Genomic DNA, 21,796 nt, shown 5'->3' with positions numbered 1-21,796 from the left:
CAAAATAAAAAACTTACTCAAACGCGCAGCTATAGACGTATACTCTATACATAATTGCCTGTATGCCTTTCTCTGATAGTCTCCTGGAAGACGAATTACCTGCTCAGCAATCAGTTGTTGACTATAAAAAAAGCCAGAAACAGCGGAAGGTCTTAGCTCACCTCTACGTGAACGGGACCTGTACACTCGCTAATCTGGCTACGCTGCTCCATAGTAGCGTTCCTTCTGTGACAAGCCTGGTGGACGAGCTGATACAAACCGAATGGGTAGCCTCAATGGGGCCAGCTATCGGCAACAATGGTCGACGACCCGTACTGTTTGGCCTCAATACCAAACGTAATTTTGTAGCCGTCATCGACGTGAGTATCCACGATACGAAGATTCTGTTTATGGATACACAGCGACATATCGTTTTTCGGGACGATATCGACCTCCAGTTGAACAACCACAGTTCTTTTCTTTCGTCGCTGGTAAGCTATTTCAATACGGCGCTGCTGAAAGCGGGCTTATCAGAAGACGAGTTGATTGCCGTTGGTATCTCAATGCCCGGCCTAATTGATGCCCGACGAGCCAGAAACCTGACGTATAAACAACTGAATCAGACAGAAGAGTCGCTGGCCAGATGGTTCTCAGCGGAAACCAACAAACCGGTTTATCTCATTAACGACACCAAAGCAACGGTTCTGGGCGAAAGCCGGTTTGGAGGTGCGCAGGGTAAAAAGCAGGTACTGTCTATTAATATTGACTGGGGTATTGGCCTCGGTATTATTGTCAATGGTGAGGTTTTTCACGGTGCCAGTGGCTTTGCCGGCGAATTAGGCCATATTCAGGTCGATCCCGATGGCGAACTTTGTCACTGTGGCAAAATTGGTTGCCTGAATACCTGCACGTCAGCCGCAGCGCTGGAACAGCGCGTACAGCGAGATATTCTGTCGGGGCAGGTTTCGAAGCTGGCTATTTTTAAAGATTCTGTTGACCAGATTGGTATTACAGAACTCATCGACGCGGCTCATCAGGGCGATTCGTACGCCATCGATATCTTACATGAAGCGGGCTATTTATTGGGTAAGGGACTAGCCATTGCCATCAATTTATTTAACCCCGAGATTATTATCATCGATGGTGTTTTGACCAGTGCGGCCAATTTTATTCTCAGTACGATTGAGCAGGCCATCAGTAAATACTGTTTGAGCGATTTCCGAAACGACATGACGATTGAGCTAACCCAGTTAAACGGAAGCGCCAAGTGGCTGGGCACGCATACATACGTAATGGAGAATATTTTCGCCAACCATTGAGACTGCTACGTAGCAAACCGATACGTAGTAGTCTGTATCAGTAACATTCCGGTCAGTACTTCTTATAATGATTGTTTTCCTGAACTCTATTTCTCTGACTATGTCTTTCAAATCTGTACTCGCTCTGGCTTCCGGCATTTTGTTCCTGAGCAGTTGTAAACCCCAGCCAACCGACCCACCCATTGTTGGCACCTGGGAACTGGTTGCGGCCACAACTACCGAGAAAGATTCCACATTCTCTACGTTCGACTCAAGCCACAAAATGATAAAAATTATCAATGCGTCGCACTTTGCCTTTTTAAATCACGACATTACCGGTAAAGACTCCTCGGCTACCCGGTTTTCGGGCGGTGGTGGAAAATATACCCTGAACGATAGTACGTATACCGAATACCTGGAATACTTTACCGACAAAGCCTGGGAAAACAATAAATTCTCGTTCGTTGTGAAAATAGCCGACGATACGCTGGTTCAGAAGGGCGTCGAAAAAGTAGAGAAACTGGGCATCGATCGGGTTATTATTGAAACCTACAAACGGGTCAAAAACTAGTCACTTCGACTAAGAACGTACTGACAATACCATTTGCATCAAGCCGACCCATTAGTCGGCTTGATGTGTTTTCCACCTGCCAAAAGTAAAGTCTTCGATAGCCATTTGTCGATAATTTGAGTTTATACTACGTAGTATGGTTGCTTACTCAACGAAAAGAAGGCTTGACCTTCACCGAAATAATGAAAGGATTATTCACCATGGTGCTGTCGTTACTGATGGGAGCGTCAGTTTCAGCACAAACCAAACCTGCTTCATCCACCTCAACACCGGTTGTATCGGTGATTGAAGACGTAACAGGAAAACACTTCCAACCCGACACGGCCTATGCGACCCTGTCGAACGAAGATAACGATGTACTCGCCAAAGCGCCGGTTGCAAACTGGGGGCTACCGCAGGAATCAGGTAAGTATATTACGTATTATAACCTGATTGTCGGCACAAGGTCATATCAGCTACTAGTTGCCAAGTCCCCTAAAGATGGCCAGTCTACCGCTACATTATTACGTTTCACGAACCCCAAATCGAAGCCCGAACCTATTGCTCGCGGCCTTTTGACCCCTAAAGAGAATGAAAAGCTGAAATAAGCTTTCGGCTTTTGTCACGCATGAACCGACAAACGTTTCTTTCTTTATTAGGGCTGGCCTCATTAAGCCTGCCACGTAACGCTATGAGTTATTCTCTGAAAGTACCCGAAACGCTTTTCTTCAAAGACGACGGCACCATTCCAAACAGCAAATATCCTTTGTTAGTCTATCGAAACGCCTTCAGCGAACGTAATGGCCCAGGGGCCGAGTGGTTGGAAAGACGGTTTGCGGCCAATAATTGGACTAACTCCTGGCGAAATGGGGTGTACTCGTTTCACCATTACCATAGCACGTCGCATGAGGTTTTAGGCATTTATTCAGGAAAGGCTCTGCTGCACCTCGGTGGAGAAAATGGTCGGAAAGTAAACGTACAGGCGGGCGATATTCTGGTCATTCCGGCCGGTGTTGGCCACAAAAATCTGGGCAGTGATCAGTTAGGAATCGTGGGTGCCTACCCGGATGGACGAAGCTGGGACGTAAACAAAGGCTTACCAGGCGAACGTCCGCAGGCTGATAAAAATATTGCGGCAGTGCCTCTCCCATCGACCGATCCCTTACTCGGTAAAGAAGGCGGCTTATTGACACATTGGCTACTCTGATTAGCTCGTCCGCCGTTACGTAGCGGACGAGCTAATCAGAGTATTACTCCTGTACGACAATACTGGCACCGGATACGTCGATATACTTCTGAGGGTTGCCGCGATACCGAACTTTGCTGGCTCCGCTTGCCTTCACCTTAAGCATATCATTGATACGAATACGCACTTCACTAGCGCCTGATACGTCGAGGTCAGCTTCATCAGCCGGGTAATCGTACGCTTCCAGTTGACTCGCACCCGACAATTCACTGACCAATTTTTTGCCTTCACCCGTCATCGTTAACGTCGATGCACCCGATAAAACCGACTTTACTAGATTGACATTCCCTTTATAATCGGTTTTTGATGCACCACTTAGCTCTATATCCAGTTCATTCATCGTCAGAAAGCCGGTAATTGTTGCGTGGACGGCCCCTGAAAAATTAACGGCCCGTATGGCCGGCATGGTGATCATAATAAACGTATCGTAGCGGTTTCTACGTCTCGAATTTTTATAGTTTGCATATAATACTCCCTGACGAACCGTTAACACTAAGTCGTTAACATCTTCCTCATTACCCCGAGCAGTAATGCTAAAGTTGTTGCCGGGTTGGACATCAACCCGAAGGCCGCTCTCCATAGTAAGCTTACTGAATGTATCGAGTGAGTATGCCCGAGTAACTTCTTTGTACGGCCCCAAATCCTCTTTACAGGCGTTCAGAAGAGTTGCTACGCATAGAATCACGAAAAAAGAAATCCGTTTCATAGGAATAACCTGCGTTGTCTGAGCGGCAAAATTCCACTCTGGAGCCGCAACAACCCATTTATTCTGATACGAACAGCCGCTTAGCCCGGATGAAACGGATTAGTATCGTACTGAAACGTAATATCCCTTAATACGTTGGCTTTTCTCCAACAAACTGTTACGTTCACTACTTACTATATAAAAAAACGGGCGATCAGAACTCCTCTGTCGCCCGTTTACAGTGTTACTATCTTTCTTATTCGACCGTAACCGATTTGGCCAGATTCCGGGGCTGATCGACGTTACGGCCGCGCATAACGGCAATATCATAAGCCAGCAACTGTAGCGGCACAACCGACACCAACGGCACCAGCACTTCGTGTACTTTCGGGATTTCAATGGTGAAGTCGACCATACTCGGCAGATGCGTATCGCCCTCGGTTGTGATGGCAATGACGCGTCCTTTACGCGCTTTTACTTCCTGAATATTCGATACAATTTTTTCGTATGAGCTGTCTTTGGTCGCAATTACTACGACCGGCATATCTTCATCGATAAGCGCGATTGGGCCGTGTTTCATTTCAGCAGCCGGATACCCTTCCGCATGAATGTAGCTGATTTCTTTCAACTTCAGCGCACCTTCCAGCGCAACGGGGAAGTTCAGACCACGGCCCAGGTAAATGAAATTGCGGGCATAGGTGAAAATGTAGGCAATCTCTTTGATTTTATCAGCAGCCTGCAACACGCGCTCAACCTTTGCCGGAATGCTTTCCAACTCAGCCAGTAACTGGCGAAACAGCGAGTCCGAAATAGTACCTTTCCGTTTCGCAGCCGCCAGAGCCATCAAGGTCAGCACGGTTACCTGCGCCGTGAATGCTTTCGTACTGGCCACGCCGATTTCGGGACCAGCGTGTGTGTAAGCACCGGCATCCGTTGCCCGCGCAATCGATGAGCCGACTACGTTACAAACCCCGAAAATGGTAGCGCCTTTCGACTTAGCCAGCTCGATAGCCGCCAACGTATCGGCGGTTTCACCCGATTGCGAAATAGCAATCACAATGTCGCCTTCTTTAATGATCGGATTGCGATAACGAAATTCCGACGCGTATTCGACTTCGACCGGAATGCGGGCCAGCTCCTCAAAAATATATTCAGCAACCAGACCAGCGTGCCACGACGTACCGCAACCAATGATCACGATACGCTTCGATTTAGCCAGTTTATCCAGATAATCGCGTAATCCACCGAGCTGTAGCATCCCTTCGTCGGCCTGAACCCGACCACGCATGGAGTCGGCAATAGATCGCGGCTGCTCGAAGATCTCCTTGAGCATGAAATGGTCAAAACCGCCCTTTTCAATGGCTTCCAGCTCCAGTTCAACTTTCTGTACGTAAGGCGTGGTGGTCGTGTTATCGAGCGTAACAACGGTCAGCTCCCCATTTTTAATGACGGCTATTTCGTAATCGTTGAGATAGATTACATCTTTCGTGTATTCAACAATAGGCGTAGCATCGGACGCCAGGAAAAACTCCTTCTCGCCTACCCCAATCACCAATGGCGACCCTTTCCGGGCGGCCACCAGTTGCGTGGGATCAGCTTCATTCATGATCACGATGGCATAGGCTCCTACAACTTCCTGTAAAGCTAAGCGCACAGCATTCTCCAGACTTCCTCCCTGATTTTCCCAGATATCTTCGATAAACTGGCCCAGAACCTCCGTATCAGTTTCGCTCGTGAACGTATGCCCTTTTTTGAGCAGCGTTTGCTTGATAGCCGCATAATTCTCAATTATACCATTGTGAATGATGGCCAGCTTTCGGTGAAAGGAATAATGGGGATGTGCGTTAACATCGTTGGGTTCGCCGTGAGTAGCCCATCGCGTGTGGCCCATACCAATTGTGGACTGCGTTTCTTTGCCCTGAAGCTCCTGCTCCAGCGCCACAACCTTACCTTTCTTTTTATAGATCCGTAAGCCCTGCTCATTCATGAGCGCCACACCCGCACTATCATACCCTCGATATTCGAGCCGTTTCAGGCCCTTTATCACCAATGGGCACGCTTCCCGATACCCGACGTACGCTACAATGCCACACATATTCCTTTTTCGTTTTTAGATTTGGTATGCTCATTACGTGTTATGGAAATGAGTAGAAGCAAAATAACGCCAAAAGCCGGAATTTCCGGCTTTTGATACGTTGAGTTTTCGTGTTTGACCAGTAAAAAAACGATGCCCGACTATCCGGCAAGCTGCGTGTAGAGATTGTAATACCGTTCTGTAACATCTTCATCATCAGCACCATCGAACTTGTGCTCCGGTAAATCTTCCAGCACAGCATTTAAGCTCTCGCTCGACTCTTCCTCTGCTCGCACAACGGCATCGGCGTAGGCACAACCAATCCGAATAAAGCCCTGAAAATCAGCAGTCTTCAGTTCTTCCAGCATCGAGTCATCGATATCCATCATACGGGCTTTATCAATAATATCGCCTTCGAAACGGTGCTCAAACGCATTGTTGTAGACCGTGAAAACCGACTTCGTATCCTTGAACATCGGATCGTTTTTGTAGGTCGTTTTCAGATAAAGTGGAATAAGCGCCGTCATCCAGTCGTTACAGTGAACGATATCGGGTGCCCAACCTAATTTTTTAACTGTTTCCAGAACGCCTTTGCAGAAGAAAATCGCTCGCTCATCATTGTCATCGTAGAATCGATTTTCTTTATCGTGGAAAACGTACTTACGCTGAAAATAATCCTCATTGTCAATAAAATAGACCTGCAACTTGGCTGTTGGAATCGACGCAACCTTGATAATCAGGGGTTTTTCTTCATCGCCAACGGCAATGTTGATACCCGAAAGCCGCACAACTTCGTGCAGCCGATTCTTGCGTTCATTAATAAGCCCGAAGCGTGGCACTAAAATGCGAATCTCCATTCCCCGCTCCTGCATAGCCTGTGGCAGTTTGCGGACAAAATCGGCGACGTCGGACGTTTTCAGGAAAGGATTGATTTCACTGGCCACGTAAAGGATGCGTAATTTGCTCATAAAAACGGGCGGGGTGTGTTGTTTAAACTCCGAAAAAACTTGCAAAATTATACAATTTTTTCCCGTATTTCAATACATTTTGTCCAAAAAAGATACTAAATCCCGTATCATTGCAGCCTAAAAACTCCTCGATTCGTATGAATAGCTTTGCTACGACAACAGATCTTCGTCAACACCTGAATCCTCTTCGTGCTACCCACAAAATTGGTTTAATTCCCACAATGGGGGCTTTACATGACGGCCATCTGAAGCTGGTTGAAAAGGCTAAACAGGAAAATGATGTGGTTGTTAGCAGCATCTTCGTCAATCCGGTTCAATTCAATAATCCAGACGATCTGGCTCGTTATCCACGTACCCTGGAAGACGATCTGGAAAAGCTGGCTACTGTGGGTTGCGATGTTGTTTTTGCTCCTTCGGTTGACGAAATCTATCCCGAGCCTCCAACCATTCGCCTGAATTTTGGAGAGTTAGAAATGGTGATGGAGGGTGCATTCCGACCGGGTCATTTCAACGGCGTTGGGATTGTGGTGGCGAAACTATTCAATATCATACAACCCGACCGAGCTTATTTTGGCCAGAAAGATCTCCAACAGGTAGCGGTAGTCCGGAAGTTGATCCGGGATTTGAGCTTCCCGATCGAAATGATCCGTTGCCCAACCATACGCGAAGAAGACGGACTGGCAATGTCGTCCCGTAACCGTAACCTAACGCCTACCGAACGCGTTCAGGCACTTGCCTTATACAAAGCGCTTAATCTCGCCCATGACTTATTGCATGAGGGACAAAGCACGGCCCAGGCAAAAGCAGCCATAACGGGTTATTTTGCCAATCTTCCCCACTTCCGGCTAGAGTATGTTGAAGTAGTCAATGCTGATACCATGCAACTAGTCAATGAAGTACTAGCTCCGGGCCAGACGGCCATTTGCCTGGCGGCTCACATTGGCAACGTTCGCCTGATCGATAACATCGTGTTTTAAAAACAAACGCCATGTCTTGAAGACATGGCGCCTGTTGTGACGTAGCCAATTCTTACTTCGCTGAGGCTGTCATGACACCACCGTTGGAAGCGATTTTTATTTTCAATCCGAAATCCTTTCCTTTTGATACGTCCTTTAGCGTAATCTGGTGACCAGCCTTGCTGGTCCACGTAGTAATGCCGTTTGCAGCTTTTGCGGGCCCGTAGCGTGCATCAAAATAAGAACCTAGTTCCCGTTGACATTCACCTACTGACTCCCGATTATTTAAAAAGAGGTCGACTTCAATAGACGACACCTGCTGATTAGTTTGATAGTAGAGAATATCAGCTGATTCCAGATTTTTGAATTCTACCGTGTAGCCTGCATGCTTGTCGTCACTTTCGAAGAGTTCGGCTTTTTCGGTGGTTTTAACTTTTGCAAAATCATCGCCCAGGTTAATACCCCGCCAATCACTATCGGGGGTTAGGCCCAATGCTGCCAAACGCCCTGTCATTGCTACGTTGGCATTCATACTACCGGTAGATGATTGCTCACTAACCGTTGAATCGCCAGCCTCATTGCCGGTCTGTTTCTTATTACCACACTGTTGGAAAAAGAACGATCCAATAAGAAGAATTATGATCGAGTAATTTTTAATCATGCTTATTCAATTGATCTTGCAAAGGTAAGTTGTCTATTCAACTTATTACGTTTCCAGTATGTTACGTCGACTATCTCCGTATAAAGGCAATCAAAGGGACTTATTATAACTTTTTTAAGTTAGTTTTATATTCTCAACGCAAAAAGTGTCCCTTTCTGAACGAAAAGAGTTAAACTAGACTAATAATTATATTCTACCAATTTCCATAGACAGCTTCGCGTTATGCCTTTTTCCTTATTTGGTGCAGAAAAGATTCCTTTCGACAGCGTACACAACCTTGAGAAAAACATTCCGAATATCATTTTATGGGCAGTTCCTGTCATGCTGTTTTTTACAGTAATTGAAATGGTAGTCGTGTATTATCAGGAACGTGATTATTACGAAAAGCAGGAAACAATCGGTTCGATTCTGGTTGGTCTGGGCAATCTGGTCGTAACGGCGGCACTGAAGCTGGGATTACTTTACCTATGTATCTGGATTTATAATCTGCTTCCCTGGCGGATGGAGTTACAATGGTGGACATTGCTACCCTGCTACGTTATCTACGATTTTTTCAGCTACTGGGCTCACCGGGTTTCGCACGAACAACGGTTCTGGTGGGCAACCCACGTTGTACACCATTCCGGAGAGCACTATAACCTTACGGTTTCGTATCGGCTAAGCTGGATTCAGCATTTGAAAATCATTTTCTTTTTGCCCGTGGCCTTCATGGGCTTTCACCCCATTATTTTCTTCGTTACGAATCAGATTGCGGTTCTATTCCAGTTTTGGGTACATACCGAATATATCCGTCGTATGCCAGCCTGGGTAGAATACATTTTTGCTACGCCATCGAACCACCGGGTTCATCATGGCTCGCAGGAGCAGTATATCGATAAAAACTTCGGTGCTACGTTCATTTTCTGGGATCGGATATTTGGCACGTTTGAACCAGAAGACGAGCCTGTGATCTACGGTATCACGACCAACATTCCTAATAAAGCCAACCCGTTGTTCATTAATTTCCATGAAGTAACGGATATGATTCAGGACGTAAAAGCGGCCAAAGGCTTCCGGAAAAAGATGTTCTATATTTTTGGCAGCCCGGTAAAGATTGCGGAAGAAAAGAAACGAATGGCGGTCAACGAAGAAGTTGAAGAACAACTGGCAGCCTAGATAAAACAGAGCGACTTTCAGAAATGAGGGTCGCTCTGTTAGCTTATACGCTTTCCGTGAAGGAGCATCTCAACTGCATCCTGAAGCGATCCTGCCCGCGTCACTTCACCCGTATTGATAAAAAAGATTTCATCGGCGCTTTCGATCGTATTGAGCCGATGCGCAATAACGATACGGGTTGTTCGCTCCGGCAAATTCGTTAGAATCTCGCCCAATAGCTGTTCCGTAACCGTATCAATATTCGCCGTTGCTTCGTCCAATATTAATAAATCGGGGTTACGTAGCACGGCTCGCATAAAAGCAATCAACTGCTTCTGCCCCAAACTCACAGCCTCACCACTTGCCTGTACCTTAGTGTCCAGTCCGTCATCGAAACGTTCCAGTAATCCTTTCAGATTGGCGTCGCGAATTACAGTAGCCAACTGTTCGTTCGAATAGTGCTGGTACTGTTCGTTGCCGTACAGCAGGTTATCACGTACCGTTCCGGTGAATAGAAACGGTTCCTGTAAAATAAATCCAATCTTCTGCGTGCGCTCCTGTGGCGTATACGAACGAATATCTCGACCATCCAGCAAAACCACACCACTGGTTGGATCATACAGTCGGGCAATCAGCGAAGCAGTTGTGGTTTTCCCACCGCCCGTTGGGCCAACAAGCGCATAGGTTTTGCCCCGTTCCAGCTCAAAACTAATAGTATGCAGGACTTCCCGGCCATTCGGATAGCCGAACGATACGTTCTGAAAAGCCAGCAGCGCCGATGATGTCTTGTTGCTAGTATCGTGGATGGTTTGCAGATTCGTTTGTAGCGATAGCAGTTGCGAGATACGATCCCAGCCCGCCAGGGCTACCTGAAAGCCTGACCATAAGGTTGCCAGTTGACGAAGTGGGTTATAAAAGTTGTTCACATAAGACAGGAAACTAATCAGCAAACCAATCGAAAATCGGTTTGTAGCGATCAGATAAATACCAAACGAGAGCACAATCAACTGCCCTAACTGGGCCGAAAAACTGTAGACCGGCATGAAAATGTTATTCGCCAGGCCAGCCTTGACGGCCGTCTGATAATTCTGCTGGTTTACCTCCGCAAATCGTTTCCGAAAATAGTCGCGTCGATTAAAGGCAACAATCACTTTGAAGTTATTGAGGCTCTCCTGAATTTCGGCACTCATACCGCCAACGCTTTTCAGGTTTATGGCATTCTTCTGTTTCACCCAGGCGGACGTCGCCAGTGTAAACAGCCAGGCTAACAAAGCCGGAGCCAAAGCAGCCGCCCCCAGTGGCAAATCGACAAACAACAGGAATAAAGCCGACCCGATCATCATGGCGATGCTGCCAATAAACTGCATCAGCGACTGCGCAAAAAACAGGTTTAGTTTGTCGGTGTCGTTATTGACTCGTGAGATAAGATCTCCTGCTTTGTTCTGATTGAAAAAAGCGACAGGCAATTCCTGTAACTTCGTAAAGACGGCATTTCGGAGCTTAAACAATGTCCGCTGCCCGACTCCCCCCATCAGGCGGGTTTGGGTATAGCCGGTTCCCAAGGCTACTACATACATTCCCAGCAGAAGGCTGGCATTCCGTAAAACGCTGTCAAACTGCTTCGTCACTACGTAGTTATCGATCGTGTAGCCAATAATTGTTGGTCCAAGCAGCGTCAGCCCTGAGTTAACAAGAACGGCTATAAAAGCCAGCGTCAGCGTTCGATGATCATCTTTAATGAGCGCCAGTAACTTCTGAAGGGCTTTATACGTAGCATTTTTCTCCGCTTTCTGCCCAGTAAACTGATTAAGATCGTAGTTCATACTGACTGGTGCTACGTTGCGACTGATAAATCTGGATGTATTCAGGGCTGGTTTCCAGCAGCTCAGCATGCGTACCCCGAGCAATAATTTCGCCTTCCATCAATAGAATAATCTGCTCATAATCCTCTACCGAAGCAATTTTCTGCGTAACCGAAAGCAGCGTTAAGCCAGGGTAATGCTCTCGTACATTTTGCAGAATATTTTGCTCTGTGCTGGTATCAACACGAGCTGTAAAATCGTCCAGGAAAAGTATTTTAGGGTTCAGTGCCAGCGCACGGGCCAACATGATCCGTTGCTTCTGTCCGCCCGACAGACTAGTGCCTCGCTCCGATACAATCGTCTGGAGCTTTTCGGGTAAAGACTCTATAAACTGTCGGAGTTCTGCCGCGTCGATAGCTTTGTTCAACGCTTCGTCCGTTACGTTGTCGCTAAAGGCAATATTGTCAAGAAGGCTCATGTTGAACAGAATACTATCCTGAAACACAAACCCCACCTGACTATGAAATGTATCACTATCGTAATGCCCAATGGGCTGTCCATCGTATAGAACGCGACCTTCAGTAGGGTTAATAAGCCCAGTTAACAAATACAGCAACTGGCTTTTTCCCGCTGCCGTTGGCCCAACAATAGCCGTGCGAGTCCCTGGCTTTACCGTAAAGGATACCTCTTTTAAGGCTGGCTTTTCACCGTAATAGACAGACGCGCAGTCCAGCTCGATAGTGCCAGTCAGCATGGTTTGGGCAGTACCGATTTGAATTGGTTCAGGTGCCTGCAACACCTGATTGACGCGCTCGTAGGAAGCAGATGCCTGCGCAATCACATTACTCATAAACCCAATCACAATAATTGGGAAAACCAGCAGAGCCAGATAGCTGTTAAAGGCGGCAAAATCACCCAGCGACATCTGATCCGTAATCACAAATCGCCCGCCTAGCACCAGAATAGCCAATGCCGCCATGCTCGCGGTAAAACTGATAATCGGAATCAGTGCAGCAAATAAACGTAGTATGGCAATGCCAATGTCTTTAGCATCCGTATTGGCGGCAACAAACTTATCGTATTCAGGCTGTTGCGAATTAAGAACCCGAATCAAAGCCGCCCCTAAAACGCTTTCATTGATTACTTTATTCAGCCAGTCAACGACCTCTCTGCTACGCATAAATAAGGTTCTTACCTTCCTCATCAGCCCATAAAACGTAGCACCGATGATGGGAACGATGGCCAGTACAATCAACGCCAGTTTCCAGTTGATACTGATTAATAAGGCACTGGCGCCCAGAATAATGCACAACGATGATACGATGGAGACAATAGCCTGCGATACAAAAGATTTAACCGAATCGACATCCGATGTCAGGTTGGTCAGCAAACGCGACGGATTGGCCTGCTGGATATACGAGAAGTCCTGCCGCGAAATCTTATCGGCCAGTTGCGTTCTCAAATCCCGGGCCACTCGCTCCGACGCATAGGTCTGAACAATACTCTGAACGTACGTAAAAACGAAAATCAACAACGTAGCACTCAGAAATTCCAGCACAATGGTTCGCCAATCGAACTGGCCTGCCGAATAGCTATCGATACTTTTTGAAATAAGTATGGGAATAACCAGGTTCAGTCCGTTGCTGATGAGGGCCAGAACAATCAACCACACAATCATTCGGGAATATGGCTTTAATAAACCCGACAGAGGAAATGATGCCTTTTTGGGAGGAGCTGCCGACGAAACTGCTTTAGCCATGCTGGTCGTATTCTTCGAAAATAATACGCTCAAAGGTAATCAGATAAACCTATTGTCTAACGCTTGATTGTCCCATACAGCAAGATGCTGTCCAGGACAATCTGAGCCACAGGCATCAGCGCCTTTTCAGATAGAGCGATGTTTAATGGCATCACCATTAAAATTCCTGAGCCAGATTAAAGAAGAATCCGCCTTTCCCCTCTCTGTTTATCGACCCGCTGAAACGTACCACGAAATTGTAATACGTAACGACATCGAGGCTCATACCTGTTCCGAGTAGCAACCGATTGGCAAGCTGACTTTGATACTGCTCAGCCACCGTACTACGTACGTAACCCGCATCGCCAAAGGCGGTAATATAGGCCGCAATTGGAATCGTATTGAACTGCCGGATGTGCAACCAGTTCAACTGCTTGCGTGTATTGAATAGCTGGTAACGAATGCTATTTCGCCAGATAGCCGTGCGCTGCCCATCCACTACGTAGAGTTCATAACCACGTACCATATCGTTGGAGCTGCCTAAACCACGTAGATTGAAATACGGTTGGCGCGTAGGCCAGGTAGACCGCCCGCGAAGAGTAGCCGCTGCGTAAAACTTTTTCCCTAACGGCCAGTATTTGGTCAGCGAAGCGGCCAGATCCAAAAAGCGAAAATCGTCAGTTGGCAGGATACCCGAAACACCAGCACCGCCCGTAAACAAGGTTCCCTGAAGCGGATAGGCTACATTATCCCGACGATCATAGCGATAGGAATAACTCAGGCTCATGAACTGCTGGCGGGTTCGACCATCCAGAAAATAATCGGGATTTAGTTTCGCAATGGTGTCGGCAATAGTATTTCGGGTATAGCGGGTGTCCAGCGAATGATAATGGTATAAACCCCGCCGATGCGTCAATAGCAGCCCAATGTAGGCCCGTTCCCGAAGAACCTGCTCGTCCTTGACATACACCCATTTGTCGCCCAGCGTCCGGTACGGAATTTCCTTATTGGTCAGGTAAGCCAGATCAACACGCATACCGATCTGTTGCGCTTTATCAATGTAGGGTCTGGAATAAGACACGATGGTTCGCTGGAGAAAACCCCGCTCAATAGCTACCTGAAGCTGATCATTGTTTCCCGTTACGTTCCTGTAACTCAATCGTCCGCCATAAATGACCCGCCGAAAATCGCGCCCTCGTTCATACCACCACTCATTAAAATTTCGGTCGGCCAGATCGAATACGGGATAGGCAATCAAATACCACCGTTCTTTCATGGTTACCGTCAGATCGAGTAGTCCTAACTGGGTTGAATCGTCGGGGGTAACCTGAACCGTAGACACATCAACCGTTACAAACAGGTTAGTATTATTAATGTTACGTTGATCCCAGGCAATTCGACTGGTAAGATCGCCCAGATGGATTGTATCGCCAGCGTGCAACGTCATTTCCCGGAGAATAATCCGGTCGCGAGTGCGGTAATTCCCCTTGAGCGATACGGAGCGAACAATCACGGATCGTGCTGAATCGGCAGGGGTATCCGCTGAAGCGGTCAAAAAAGAGAAAAGAAAAGCCGTGAGCAGCAAAGCAACCGACAGCCGACAGTTCGGAACCATGCTTAAAATTACGACTTTTCAGAAAAATAAGACAAAAAATTCTCTGTATCCTGCAAACCTCTATGTATAATTGTCGTCTTTTCTTTAAAACTACAGCGAGTAGTTAAAACTTACCGTACATGCAAACTGAAAAAATTCAGAAACCGAGCACAAGGCCCAAACCCAACCTGAGTTTCTGGCAAATCTGGAACATGAGTTTTGGCTTTTTGGGGATTCAATATGGCTTTGGTCTTCAGCAAGCCAACATGAGCCCAATTTTCCGGTATCTGAACGCCGATGAAGCCAATATTCCGATTTTATGGCTGGCGGGTCCTATCACCGGATTAATCGTCCAGCCCATTATTGGTTCAATCAGTGATCGAACCTGGTCGCCACGCTGGGGTCGTAGAAAACCATTTTTTCTGATTGGTGCTATTGTAACGAGTCTGGCGCTATTTCTAATGCCCAACTCGTCGGCACTCTGGATGGCAGCCAGTCTGATGTGGATTCTGGACACCGGCTTAAACATTACCCAGGAACCTTTCCGGGCCTTTATTGGCGACAAACTCAACGAGCAACAACGTGGCCTTGGCTTTGCTATGCAAAGTTTTTTTGTTGGCTTTGGGCAAACCCTGGCCAATCTGATGCCTGCTATTTTTCGGGTACTGGGGCTGACCTCGGCAGCCGTAGTCACGGCTGGCGTTATTCCAAACAGTATCAAATATCCTTTTTACATCGGTGGCGCTGCCGTGTTAGTGTCCGTTCTGTGGACGATCTATACAACAGACGAATATCCACCCGACGATATGGCCGAGTTTGAACAGCTCAAAAAGGAAAGTAGCGGCATTGGCGGAGCTTTCAGTGAGATATTTCTCGCCTTAAAAGAGATGCCTTCTACCATGCGGCAGCTCTGGTGGGTAAAGTTTTTTACCTGGTTTGGATTACCGCTTATGTGGCAATACCTAACACTGGCCGTTGCCCGGCATGCCTTCAACGCCCCCACCGCTCAGTCGCCCGGTTTTCAGGAGGGCATTGAATGGGGAAATATTTGCTTCGCGATGTTCAATGTGGGCTGTTTCACGATTTCGTTCTTCCTGCCAGCGATTGCCAACGTCATTGGTCGTCGGGCCACTCACGCTGTTTTCCTGACCATAGGCGGTCTGGGTTTCCTGTCCATGCTTCTTTCTTCGGACAAATACGTCTTTTTCGTTGGCATGACACTCGTTGGCCTAGCCTGGGGCTCTATTCTGTCGATGCCTTATGTGCTCTTATCCAGCTCGGTTCCTGCCGAACGAATGGGCGTTTACATGGGCATATTCAACGGTTTTATTGTGGTGCCACAAATCGTTAATAACCTCACGATCCAGTTCATTTATCCGGCGCTCAACAACGACCCACGTAACGCGCTGGCGCTGGCTGGTGTCTGTCTATTACTGGCAGCCGCTTCCTGCTTTCTGGTAAAAGAAACAAGACGTAGCGAAGAGGCTGCGTTTCCGGTCAACCCAGGAGGTAATTAACAACCAAACTCACCACCTATTTTTGTTATTCCGATCTGAACGCCTAACTGTTGTCAGATTGGAATAACACGTAGTATAGCCATGACTCCACGTCCATATACTTTATTAGCTGTCGGCGAACTACTAGCCGACTTTATTGGGCATTACGTAGCGACAAGCCTGCTCGATTCTGTCGATTTTCGGCGTTTCCAGGGGGGTAGCCCCGCAAACATGGCCGCCAATATGGCTCGTCTGGGCAATAAAACGGCAATGATCGCCTGTGTCGGCAATGATAATATTGGTCGTTATGTAACTCGGGAAATTTCTGAAATAGGCGTCGATACGCAGTTTATCGCAGTCGATCCGCTGGAACCTACGACAATCGTTTTGGTGTCACGAACGGCCGGAACGCCCGATTTCGTTGCCTATCGCCATGCCGACTGCCAGTTAACTCCTAGTCAGATTCCCGATTCGCTCTTAGAACAGGCCCAGATTTTTCATACAACCTGTTTTGCACTAAGCCGCCAGCCTGCTCAGGACACGATCGTCGATGCCGCTAAACGCGCCCAGGTGGCTGGTTGTCAGGTTAGTATTGATGCTAATTACGCCCCATCCATCTGGCCCGACCGCGAGCAAGCCTGGCGTGTCCTAAGCGATTATTGCTCAGCGGGGGCACTGGTCAAATTAAGCGAAGATGATGCCTTTCGTTTATACGGCGAAGCGCAATCGACCGACCGGATTCTACGTGACTTTCATGACATGGGTGCATCCGTTATATGCTTTACACTGGGTCGGGAGGGCAGTATTGTATCCTATGAAAACGGCGTTCAGCGGTCTGTTATCCCCGGCAAAAAAGTGGATGTTGTCGACGTAACTGGTGCTGGTGATGCGTATTGGGCTGGTTTTTTAACCGCTTTTGTGGATGGGAAAGACCCAGAACAATGTGCCAGATCAGGGGCCGCATTAGCCCAAATGAAACTCACCCGTCAGGGCCCGCTGCCGGGAATAGTGGAGCGAGACATACTGTATCAGTAATCAGTAGACGTAGCAACGGAACCCTAGAGGTTTCGAATATACTTCTGGCCGCCCAGATAACGCATTTGCCGGGCAATTTGCCGAGTCCGGCGCTGGATATAGGTCGATGGCTTTTTAATCGAAAATTGGCGTGGATTTGGTAATACGGCCGCAATTCGGGCAGCCTCATCGCGGGTAAGAGTTGCGGCCGGGTGGCCATAAAAACGCTGCGAAGCCGCTTCAACCCCAAACGTCATCGGCCCTGTTTCGGCTACGTTCAGATAAACCTCCAGAATCCGTTTCTTTCCCCAGATCAGTTCAATCAATACCGTGAAATAGACCTCCAGCCCTTTGCGAATGTAGCTTCGCCCATTCCAGAGAAATACATTTTTAGCGACCTGCTGCGAAATGGTACTGGCACCGCGTGGTCGTTTCCGATGCTGATTTTCTTTAATGGCATCCTGAATTTCGTCAAAATCAAACCCCCAGTGAATGGGAAAATCCTGATCTTCCGACGATACCACCGCCAGAGCAGCCTCTTTACTAATTTCGTCGTAGGAACGCCAGTTTTTATAGATATGGCTACTCTCATCCGTTCCGAATGTATCCATCCATCTGGATATCATCAAGGGTGTTATAACAACAGGAACGTATTTGAGAACGACAACGTAGCCGAGAGAGCCAAAGAATAGCCATAGAAACGCCTTGACACAGAACCAGTAAATACGTTCCAGCAAGGGCCGTTCGCGAATGAAACGACGAGCCTGCTGCCAGCGACCTCCCTTCTGAAGGCGCTGCGTTGACGAATGACCTACTTTAGGCCTGGGTTGTTGCGGAGTCGTCCTGAATGTATTGGCAGGGCGCTGAGGAGGATTCATATAAGCGAGTCTGTTACGCGAAAATGAAAATTTTTCCAGTAGCGTGGACGGTTTTTCTCTGCTTTTGTTCCAAAAGCTTATTTAATCGTCAAGCCACTGTGGCCTCCGCTGCCCTGCTTTTGTAAAACGAGAAATTGTCGTTCTCATTTTGCATATTGACACGCCACACGCAATTTAGTTTAACTATAACCTACTTTTTTAGCGAACTCATCCACAATAACCCTATTATCGTTCAGATAAACCATCTGTGATCATTAGTAAATGGGTGAACTAAACTGTCGCTTATCCTGTCAAGTACGATAAGACTGTAACGTACAATCAGCATTATCTTCGTTTTTTCATGGATCTACTTCCTTCTCCCCCTCTTACTCGTGCGCAGGAATCGCGCGTTGCCATTGAGCGGTTATACATTACGATGCGTCACCTGTTCAATCGGGGCTTTTATAAACCATCGGGGGTTTCAGGCGAAGAGATCCGCCGGGCCTTACTTACCCTTCAGCCCGAGATTTATGGACTGGTGGGCGACCCACAGCGAGTAGAGCTAGATGGCCTTGTCTACGTAATGGATCGGCTTCCTAAAGGCATCGAATCGTGTCGAATTATATCGCTGGCCTCCCGCGAAGGGTTTGAACACTCTCACTTTCCGGTTCTTGTTCCGGCCAAACGTCGTCGAAATTGCTATCGCATCGACAATGAGCAGATGATTATTGAGGTAACCAACGGACGTAGTGAAATCTATGACATTCTCACGCACCTGACGTTTATGTTTATGGAAGCCGACAAAATCCGACGCAACGCTTTTCAGGAAAAAGGTGGCCGCACCCGCGAATGGGAGAAACTGGAAGCAATTGTGCAGTCGGGCGGAACCGTTTCGGACGATGAACGTGAACTCGCTCTGATGTATCTGAGCTCAATTCTGGGTCGTACATTCGAAGAAACCCAGCACGCCTACCAGCGCTTTGCCGAGAACAGCAATACCAATAGCGGTCTGTTCCAGATTGTGTACGGACTAGGTAGCGTATCGATCCGCGAAACGCGGGAGGCCAACACAGGCAGGGAGATTAATTTCACGCCCATGCTTCGCGAACGTATTGGGCAGCATTTGTACGGCGAACGCTGGGCTACCCGGATCAAACAATACATCTGGCAGCATAATCTTCAGGAACGGCCCATTCACATTATCAGCGCCAATCCACACAGTGTGATGAACTGCCTCTATGGACCTGCCGCGCTGGCCGAAACAACCACCTGGGAAAATCTATACGACCTGGCCCTCACCTTAAGCCAGCCCTCTCAGCGCGAGCTACGTAAACAGGTAATCAGTTACGCGTCGGAGCATGGTATGCATATTCTGGAAGATATAGCCGGTACCAGCCTTCTGGTTCAACTGATCGATACCGCTCAACTCGATACGTCGCTGCTTTCGCCCGAAATCACCCACGACCCGGACCATGTTCGCACAACCCAACCGCTGCTGCTTATTATGGACTATGCTTTTGGTGAACAGGCATTCGAAACAATGGACGAGTTGCTAAAACCTTATGAACACGGCGACCAGACGTTTCCACTCAACGTAGCGTCGATCTCGGTTATCGGAAAAGCGGGAATCCTGACCGGCGACAAAGGCGACCTGATGATTCCAACCTCCCATATTTTTGAGGGAACGGCCGACAACTACCCACTGGATAATGATTTCTGTAAAGAAGATTTTGAAGGCCACGGACTCGATGTGTATCAGGGTGCCATGATTACCGTACTCGGTACGTCTCTGCAGAATAAGGACGTATTAAGCTACTTCCGAAACTCGTCGTGGCAAGCCATTGGCCTGGAAATGGAAGGTGCTCACTATCAGAAAGCTATTCAGGCTCAATCGAAAATAAGAGGCAGCGTATCGCCCAATATTAAGGTTCGTTACGCTTATTATGCATCCGACAATCCATTACTGACGGGCGCTACGTTAGCGTCTGGCAGTTTGGGCACGCTGGGCGTTAAACCAACGTATCTGATTACAGTAAAATGCCTGGAAAAAATATTGCAATAAAACTAATTAAAGCGGATTCGCCAACTTATTTGTTATTGAATAACAGTACAAAAAAAGCAATACACGAACTTTGCGGCTGGATAGAATACAGACCTGCCTATTATCATGGCGAAACAAAATAAACCAGTACAGAAAGGACCCGATGTTATTTTAATTGGGGCCGGTATAATGAGCGCCACACTAGGCGTATTATTGAAAGAGTTACAGCCCGATATTACTATTGACATCTACGAACGGCTCGACAGTGCAGCGGCCGAAAGTTCGGATGCCTGGAATAACGCAGGCACGGGTCACTCAGCGTTTTGTGAACTTAACTACACGCCCGAAAAAGCAGATGGGTCGGTAGACGTAACGAAAGCCATTAAAATTGCCGAGTCTTTTGAGCAATCGAAGCAATTCTGGTCGTATCTGGTTGAGAAAGGCTTCCTGAACGATGCGCCGAACTTCATTCGTCCCATTCCCCATCTAAGTTTTGTTTGGGGCGACGACAATGTGAAGTACCTCCGTAAGCGCTACGATAATCTGCAGAAAAATTACCTTTTCCACGGTATGCAGTACTCCGAAGATCGCGAGCAACTAGCCGACTGGATGCCGCTGGTGATGAAGGATCGTAATCCCGAGCAACCTGTAGCCGCAACACGCATGGATATTGGAACCGACGTTAATTTCGGTGCATTGACGCGGGCTATGTTCCGCCGTTTATATGACCTGCCAGGCGTTCGTTTGCATTTTGCGCACGAAGTTCGTGATCTATGGCGTTCCAAATCGCTGGGCGGTTGGAAAATCCGGGTGGAGAACGTAACCACGAACCAGGTACGTGACGTACAGACCCAGTTTATTTTCATTGGCGCGGGTGGCGGTTCGCTACGTCTGCTCGAAAAATCAGACATTCCCGAAAGCCGTGGTTTTGGTGGCTTCCCCGTAAGCGGTCAGTGGCTTAAATGCGTTAATCCCGATATTATTGAGCAACATCAGGCGAAGGTGTATGGAAAAGCGTCGGTGGGTGCTCCGCCGATGTCGGTTCCCCACCTGGATACCCGCATGATCGACGGCAAACGGGAGTTGCTATTCGGTCCCTATGCTGGTTTCTCAACCAAATTTCTAAAGAGCGGCTCCTACATGGATCTGCCTAAATCGATCCAGTTGAGCAACATGGCTCCTATGTTGATGGCTGGTCTGCACAATATTCCGCTGACGAAGTATCTGATTCAGCAGGTCATGCAATCGCCGGAAGATCGGTTATCTGCGCTACGTGAGTATTATCCCGATGCCAGAATGGAAGATTGGGAACTGGAAATTGCGGGACAACGTGTGCAGGTGATCAAGAAGGATGAACACGAAGGTGGCGTTCTCGAATTTGGTACTGAAGTGGTTAGCGCAGCCGATGGCAGTATTGCGGCTCTCCTGGGCGCATCGCCCGGTGCATCGACGGCCGTATCGATCATGCTTGACTTGCTCAAACGCTGTTTCCCACAGCAAGTATCTACGGAAGTCTGGCAGGAAAAACTAAAAGAGATGATTCCCAGCTATGGACAGATTCTGGCCAACAATCCAGCATTAGGTCAGGAAATTCGTAAACATACCAGCGAAGTACTGGGTCTGGATGTACACGAGTTTACACCCGACGAAACGTTATAACTGACGGATTCTAGAAACGACATAGCGCCACGGTTCTGGAACCG

The 21,796-nt window shown here is 47.8% G+C and carries 18 protein-coding genes; 10 read left to right on the top strand and 8 right to left on the bottom strand.

Features of this window, described 5'->3' with window-relative positions; all coding sequences use genetic code 11:
• Nucleotides 1–62: 62 nt before the first annotated feature.
• The 4 genes from GK108_RS09280 to GK108_RS09265 all read left to right on the top strand — a co-directional run bounded on the left by GK108_RS09280 (nucleotide 63) and on the right by GK108_RS09265 (nucleotide 3,034).
• Nucleotides 63–1,298, top strand: a complete 1,236-nt coding sequence (locus tag GK108_RS09280; protein ID WP_163946290.1) for an ROK family transcriptional regulator — start codon at nucleotides 63–65, stop codon at nucleotides 1,296–1,298.
• 100 nt (nucleotides 1,299–1,398) lie between these two features.
• Nucleotides 1,399–1,848: a lipocalin family protein gene (locus GK108_RS09275; protein ID WP_163946286.1), complete on the top strand. Its 450-nt coding sequence runs from the start codon at nucleotides 1,399–1,401 to the stop codon at nucleotides 1,846–1,848.
• 182 nt (nucleotides 1,849–2,030) lie between these two features.
• Nucleotides 2,031–2,435, top strand: coding sequence for a hypothetical protein (locus GK108_RS09270; protein ID WP_163946283.1), 405 nt, complete (start codon nucleotides 2,031–2,033; stop codon nucleotides 2,433–2,435).
• Between the two features lie 20 nt (nucleotides 2,436–2,455).
• A complete protein-coding gene (locus GK108_RS09265; RefSeq protein ID WP_246224773.1) occupies nucleotides 2,456–3,034 on the top strand; it encodes a cupin domain-containing protein in 579 nt (192 codons plus the stop codon).
• 43 nt (nucleotides 3,035–3,077) lie between these two features.
• Here GK108_RS09265 and GK108_RS09260 read toward each other — a convergent pair whose 3' ends face one another.
• The 3 genes from GK108_RS09260 to GK108_RS09250 all read right to left on the bottom strand — a co-directional run bounded on the left by GK108_RS09260 (nucleotide 3,078) and on the right by GK108_RS09250 (nucleotide 6,800).
• Entirely contained in the window at nucleotides 3,078–3,779 is a 702-nt protein-coding gene (locus GK108_RS09260; RefSeq protein WP_163946279.1) for a head GIN domain-containing protein, read from the bottom strand.
• 235 nt (nucleotides 3,780–4,014) lie between these two features.
• Nucleotides 4,015–5,853, bottom strand: coding sequence for a glutamine--fructose-6-phosphate transaminase (isomerizing) (gene glmS / locus GK108_RS09255; RefSeq protein WP_163946277.1), 1,839 nt, complete (start codon nucleotides 5,851–5,853; stop codon nucleotides 4,015–4,017).
• A gap of 140 nt (nucleotides 5,854–5,993) precedes the next feature.
• Nucleotides 5,994–6,800 carry a glycogen/starch synthase gene (locus GK108_RS09250; protein ID WP_163946274.1) on the bottom strand — a complete coding sequence of 269 codons (807 nt, stop codon included), beginning with the start codon at nucleotides 6,798–6,800 and terminating at the stop codon, nucleotides 5,994–5,996.
• A 137-nt stretch (nucleotides 6,801–6,937) separates the two neighbouring features.
• On the opposite strand from GK108_RS09250, the gene panC reads away from it, so the two are divergent.
• Complete coding sequence (panC, locus tag GK108_RS09245; RefSeq protein WP_163946270.1) at nucleotides 6,938–7,777, top strand: pantoate--beta-alanine ligase; 840 nt, start codon at nucleotides 6,938–6,940, stop codon at nucleotides 7,775–7,777.
• 52 nt (nucleotides 7,778–7,829) lie between these two features.
• Here the strand turns inward: panC and GK108_RS09240 are convergent, their stop codons facing one another.
• Nucleotides 7,830–8,417 (bottom strand): hypothetical protein, encoded by a 588-nt coding sequence (locus GK108_RS09240; RefSeq protein ID WP_163946267.1) that lies wholly within the window; start codon nucleotides 8,415–8,417, stop codon nucleotides 7,830–7,832.
• Between the two features lie 222 nt (nucleotides 8,418–8,639).
• On the opposite strand from GK108_RS09240, the gene GK108_RS09235 reads away from it, so the two are divergent.
• Nucleotides 8,640–9,572, top strand: coding sequence for a sterol desaturase family protein (locus GK108_RS09235; RefSeq protein WP_163946264.1), 933 nt, complete (start codon nucleotides 8,640–8,642; stop codon nucleotides 9,570–9,572).
• 38 nt (nucleotides 9,573–9,610) lie between these two features.
• On the opposite strand, the gene GK108_RS09230 is transcribed toward GK108_RS09235, so the two are convergent.
• The 3 genes from GK108_RS09230 to GK108_RS09220 all read right to left on the bottom strand — a co-directional run bounded on the left by GK108_RS09230 (nucleotide 9,611) and on the right by GK108_RS09220 (nucleotide 14,706).
• Nucleotides 9,611–11,374 carry an ABC transporter ATP-binding protein gene (locus GK108_RS09230; RefSeq protein ID WP_163946260.1) on the bottom strand — a complete coding sequence of 588 codons (1,764 nt, stop codon included), beginning with the start codon at nucleotides 11,372–11,374 and terminating at the stop codon, nucleotides 9,611–9,613.
• Nucleotides 11,358–13,145 carry an ABC transporter ATP-binding protein gene (locus GK108_RS09225; protein ID WP_246224772.1) on the bottom strand — a complete coding sequence of 596 codons (1,788 nt, stop codon included), beginning with the start codon at nucleotides 13,143–13,145 and terminating at the stop codon, nucleotides 11,358–11,360. The genes GK108_RS09230 and GK108_RS09225 overlap by 17 nt, the downstream gene beginning before the upstream one ends.
• Before the next feature lie 124 nt (nucleotides 13,146–13,269).
• Nucleotides 13,270–14,706 carry a BamA/TamA family outer membrane protein gene (locus tag GK108_RS09220; protein ID WP_163946257.1) on the bottom strand — a complete coding sequence of 479 codons (1,437 nt, stop codon included), beginning with the start codon at nucleotides 14,704–14,706 and terminating at the stop codon, nucleotides 13,270–13,272.
• A 119-nt stretch (nucleotides 14,707–14,825) separates the two neighbouring features.
• Between GK108_RS09220 and GK108_RS09215 the strand changes: the two genes are divergently transcribed.
• Complete coding sequence (locus tag GK108_RS09215; protein ID WP_163946254.1) at nucleotides 14,826–16,202, top strand: MFS transporter; 1,377 nt, start codon at nucleotides 14,826–14,828, stop codon at nucleotides 16,200–16,202.
• A gap of 81 nt (nucleotides 16,203–16,283) precedes the next feature.
• Nucleotides 16,284–17,216: a carbohydrate kinase family protein gene (locus GK108_RS09210; protein ID WP_163946250.1), complete on the top strand. Its 933-nt coding sequence runs from the start codon at nucleotides 16,284–16,286 to the stop codon at nucleotides 17,214–17,216.
• Between the two features lie 23 nt (nucleotides 17,217–17,239).
• On the opposite strand, the gene mtgA is transcribed toward GK108_RS09210, so the two are convergent.
• A complete protein-coding gene (gene mtgA / locus GK108_RS09205) occupies nucleotides 17,240–18,073 on the bottom strand; it encodes a monofunctional biosynthetic peptidoglycan transglycosylase (RefSeq protein WP_212592760.1) in 834 nt (277 codons plus the stop codon).
• A gap of 340 nt (nucleotides 18,074–18,413) precedes the next feature.
• Here mtgA and GK108_RS09200 point away from each other — a divergent pair, with 340 nt between their 5' ends.
• Both GK108_RS09200 and GK108_RS09195 read left to right on the top strand, forming a co-directional pair.
• Complete coding sequence (locus GK108_RS09200; RefSeq protein WP_163946247.1) at nucleotides 18,414–20,114, top strand: DUF6909 family protein; 1,701 nt, start codon at nucleotides 18,414–18,416, stop codon at nucleotides 20,112–20,114.
• A gap of 105 nt (nucleotides 20,115–20,219) precedes the next feature.
• Entirely contained in the window at nucleotides 20,220–21,752 is a 1,533-nt protein-coding gene (locus tag GK108_RS09195; RefSeq protein WP_163946245.1) for a malate:quinone oxidoreductase, read from the top strand.
• Nucleotides 21,753–21,796 lie beyond the last annotated feature (44 nt).

Source organism: Spirosoma terrae, assembly GCF_010435915.1.
Taxonomy (GTDB): domain Bacteria; phylum Bacteroidota; class Bacteroidia; order Cytophagales; family Spirosomataceae; genus Spirosoma; species Spirosoma terrae.
Note: the sequence above shows the minus strand (reverse complement) of the source record. Positions and strands in the feature narration are given on the sequence as shown.

What these genes read in the sequence shown, in the direction of transcription:
- GK108_RS09280 (WP_163946290.1), top strand. Translation starts at nt 63, where the DNA reads ATGCCTTTCTCTGATAGTCTCCTGGAAGACGAATTACCTGCTCAGCAA.
- GK108_RS09275 (WP_163946286.1), top strand. Translation starts at nt 1,399, where the DNA reads ATGTCTTTCAAATCTGTACTCGCTCTGGCTTCCGGCATTTTGTTCCTG.
- GK108_RS09270 (WP_163946283.1), top strand. Translation starts at nt 2,031, where the DNA reads ATGAAAGGATTATTCACCATGGTGCTGTCGTTACTGATGGGAGCGTCA.
- GK108_RS09265 (WP_246224773.1), top strand. Translation starts at nt 2,456, where the DNA reads ATGAACCGACAAACGTTTCTTTCTTTATTAGGGCTGGCCTCATTAAGC.
- GK108_RS09260 (WP_163946279.1), bottom strand. Translation starts at nt 3,779, where the DNA reads ATGAAACGGATTTCTTTTTTCGTGATTCTATGCGTAGCAACTCTTCTG.
- glmS (WP_163946277.1), bottom strand. Translation starts at nt 5,853, where the DNA reads ATGTGTGGCATTGTAGCGTACGTCGGGTATCGGGAAGCGTGCCCATTG.
- GK108_RS09250 (WP_163946274.1), bottom strand. Translation starts at nt 6,800, where the DNA reads ATGAGCAAATTACGCATCCTTTACGTGGCCAGTGAAATCAATCCTTTC.
- panC (WP_163946270.1), top strand. Translation starts at nt 6,938, where the DNA reads ATGAATAGCTTTGCTACGACAACAGATCTTCGTCAACACCTGAATCCT.
- GK108_RS09240 (WP_163946267.1), bottom strand. Translation starts at nt 8,417, where the DNA reads ATGATTAAAAATTACTCGATCATAATTCTTCTTATTGGATCGTTCTTT.
- GK108_RS09235 (WP_163946264.1), top strand. Translation starts at nt 8,640, where the DNA reads ATGCCTTTTTCCTTATTTGGTGCAGAAAAGATTCCTTTCGACAGCGTA.
- GK108_RS09230 (WP_163946260.1), bottom strand. Translation starts at nt 11,374, where the DNA reads ATGAACTACGATCTTAATCAGTTTACTGGGCAGAAAGCGGAGAAAAAT.
- GK108_RS09220 (WP_163946257.1), bottom strand. Translation starts at nt 14,706, where the DNA reads ATGGTTCCGAACTGTCGGCTGTCGGTTGCTTTGCTGCTCACGGCTTTT.
- GK108_RS09215 (WP_163946254.1), top strand. Translation starts at nt 14,826, where the DNA reads ATGCAAACTGAAAAAATTCAGAAACCGAGCACAAGGCCCAAACCCAAC.
- GK108_RS09210 (WP_163946250.1), top strand. Translation starts at nt 16,284, where the DNA reads ATGACTCCACGTCCATATACTTTATTAGCTGTCGGCGAACTACTAGCC.
- mtgA (WP_212592760.1), bottom strand. Translation starts at nt 18,073, where the DNA reads ATGAATCCTCCTCAGCGCCCTGCCAATACATTCAGGACGACTCCGCAA.
- GK108_RS09200 (WP_163946247.1), top strand. Translation starts at nt 18,414, where the DNA reads ATGGATCTACTTCCTTCTCCCCCTCTTACTCGTGCGCAGGAATCGCGC.
- GK108_RS09195 (WP_163946245.1), top strand. Translation starts at nt 20,220, where the DNA reads ATGGCGAAACAAAATAAACCAGTACAGAAAGGACCCGATGTTATTTTA.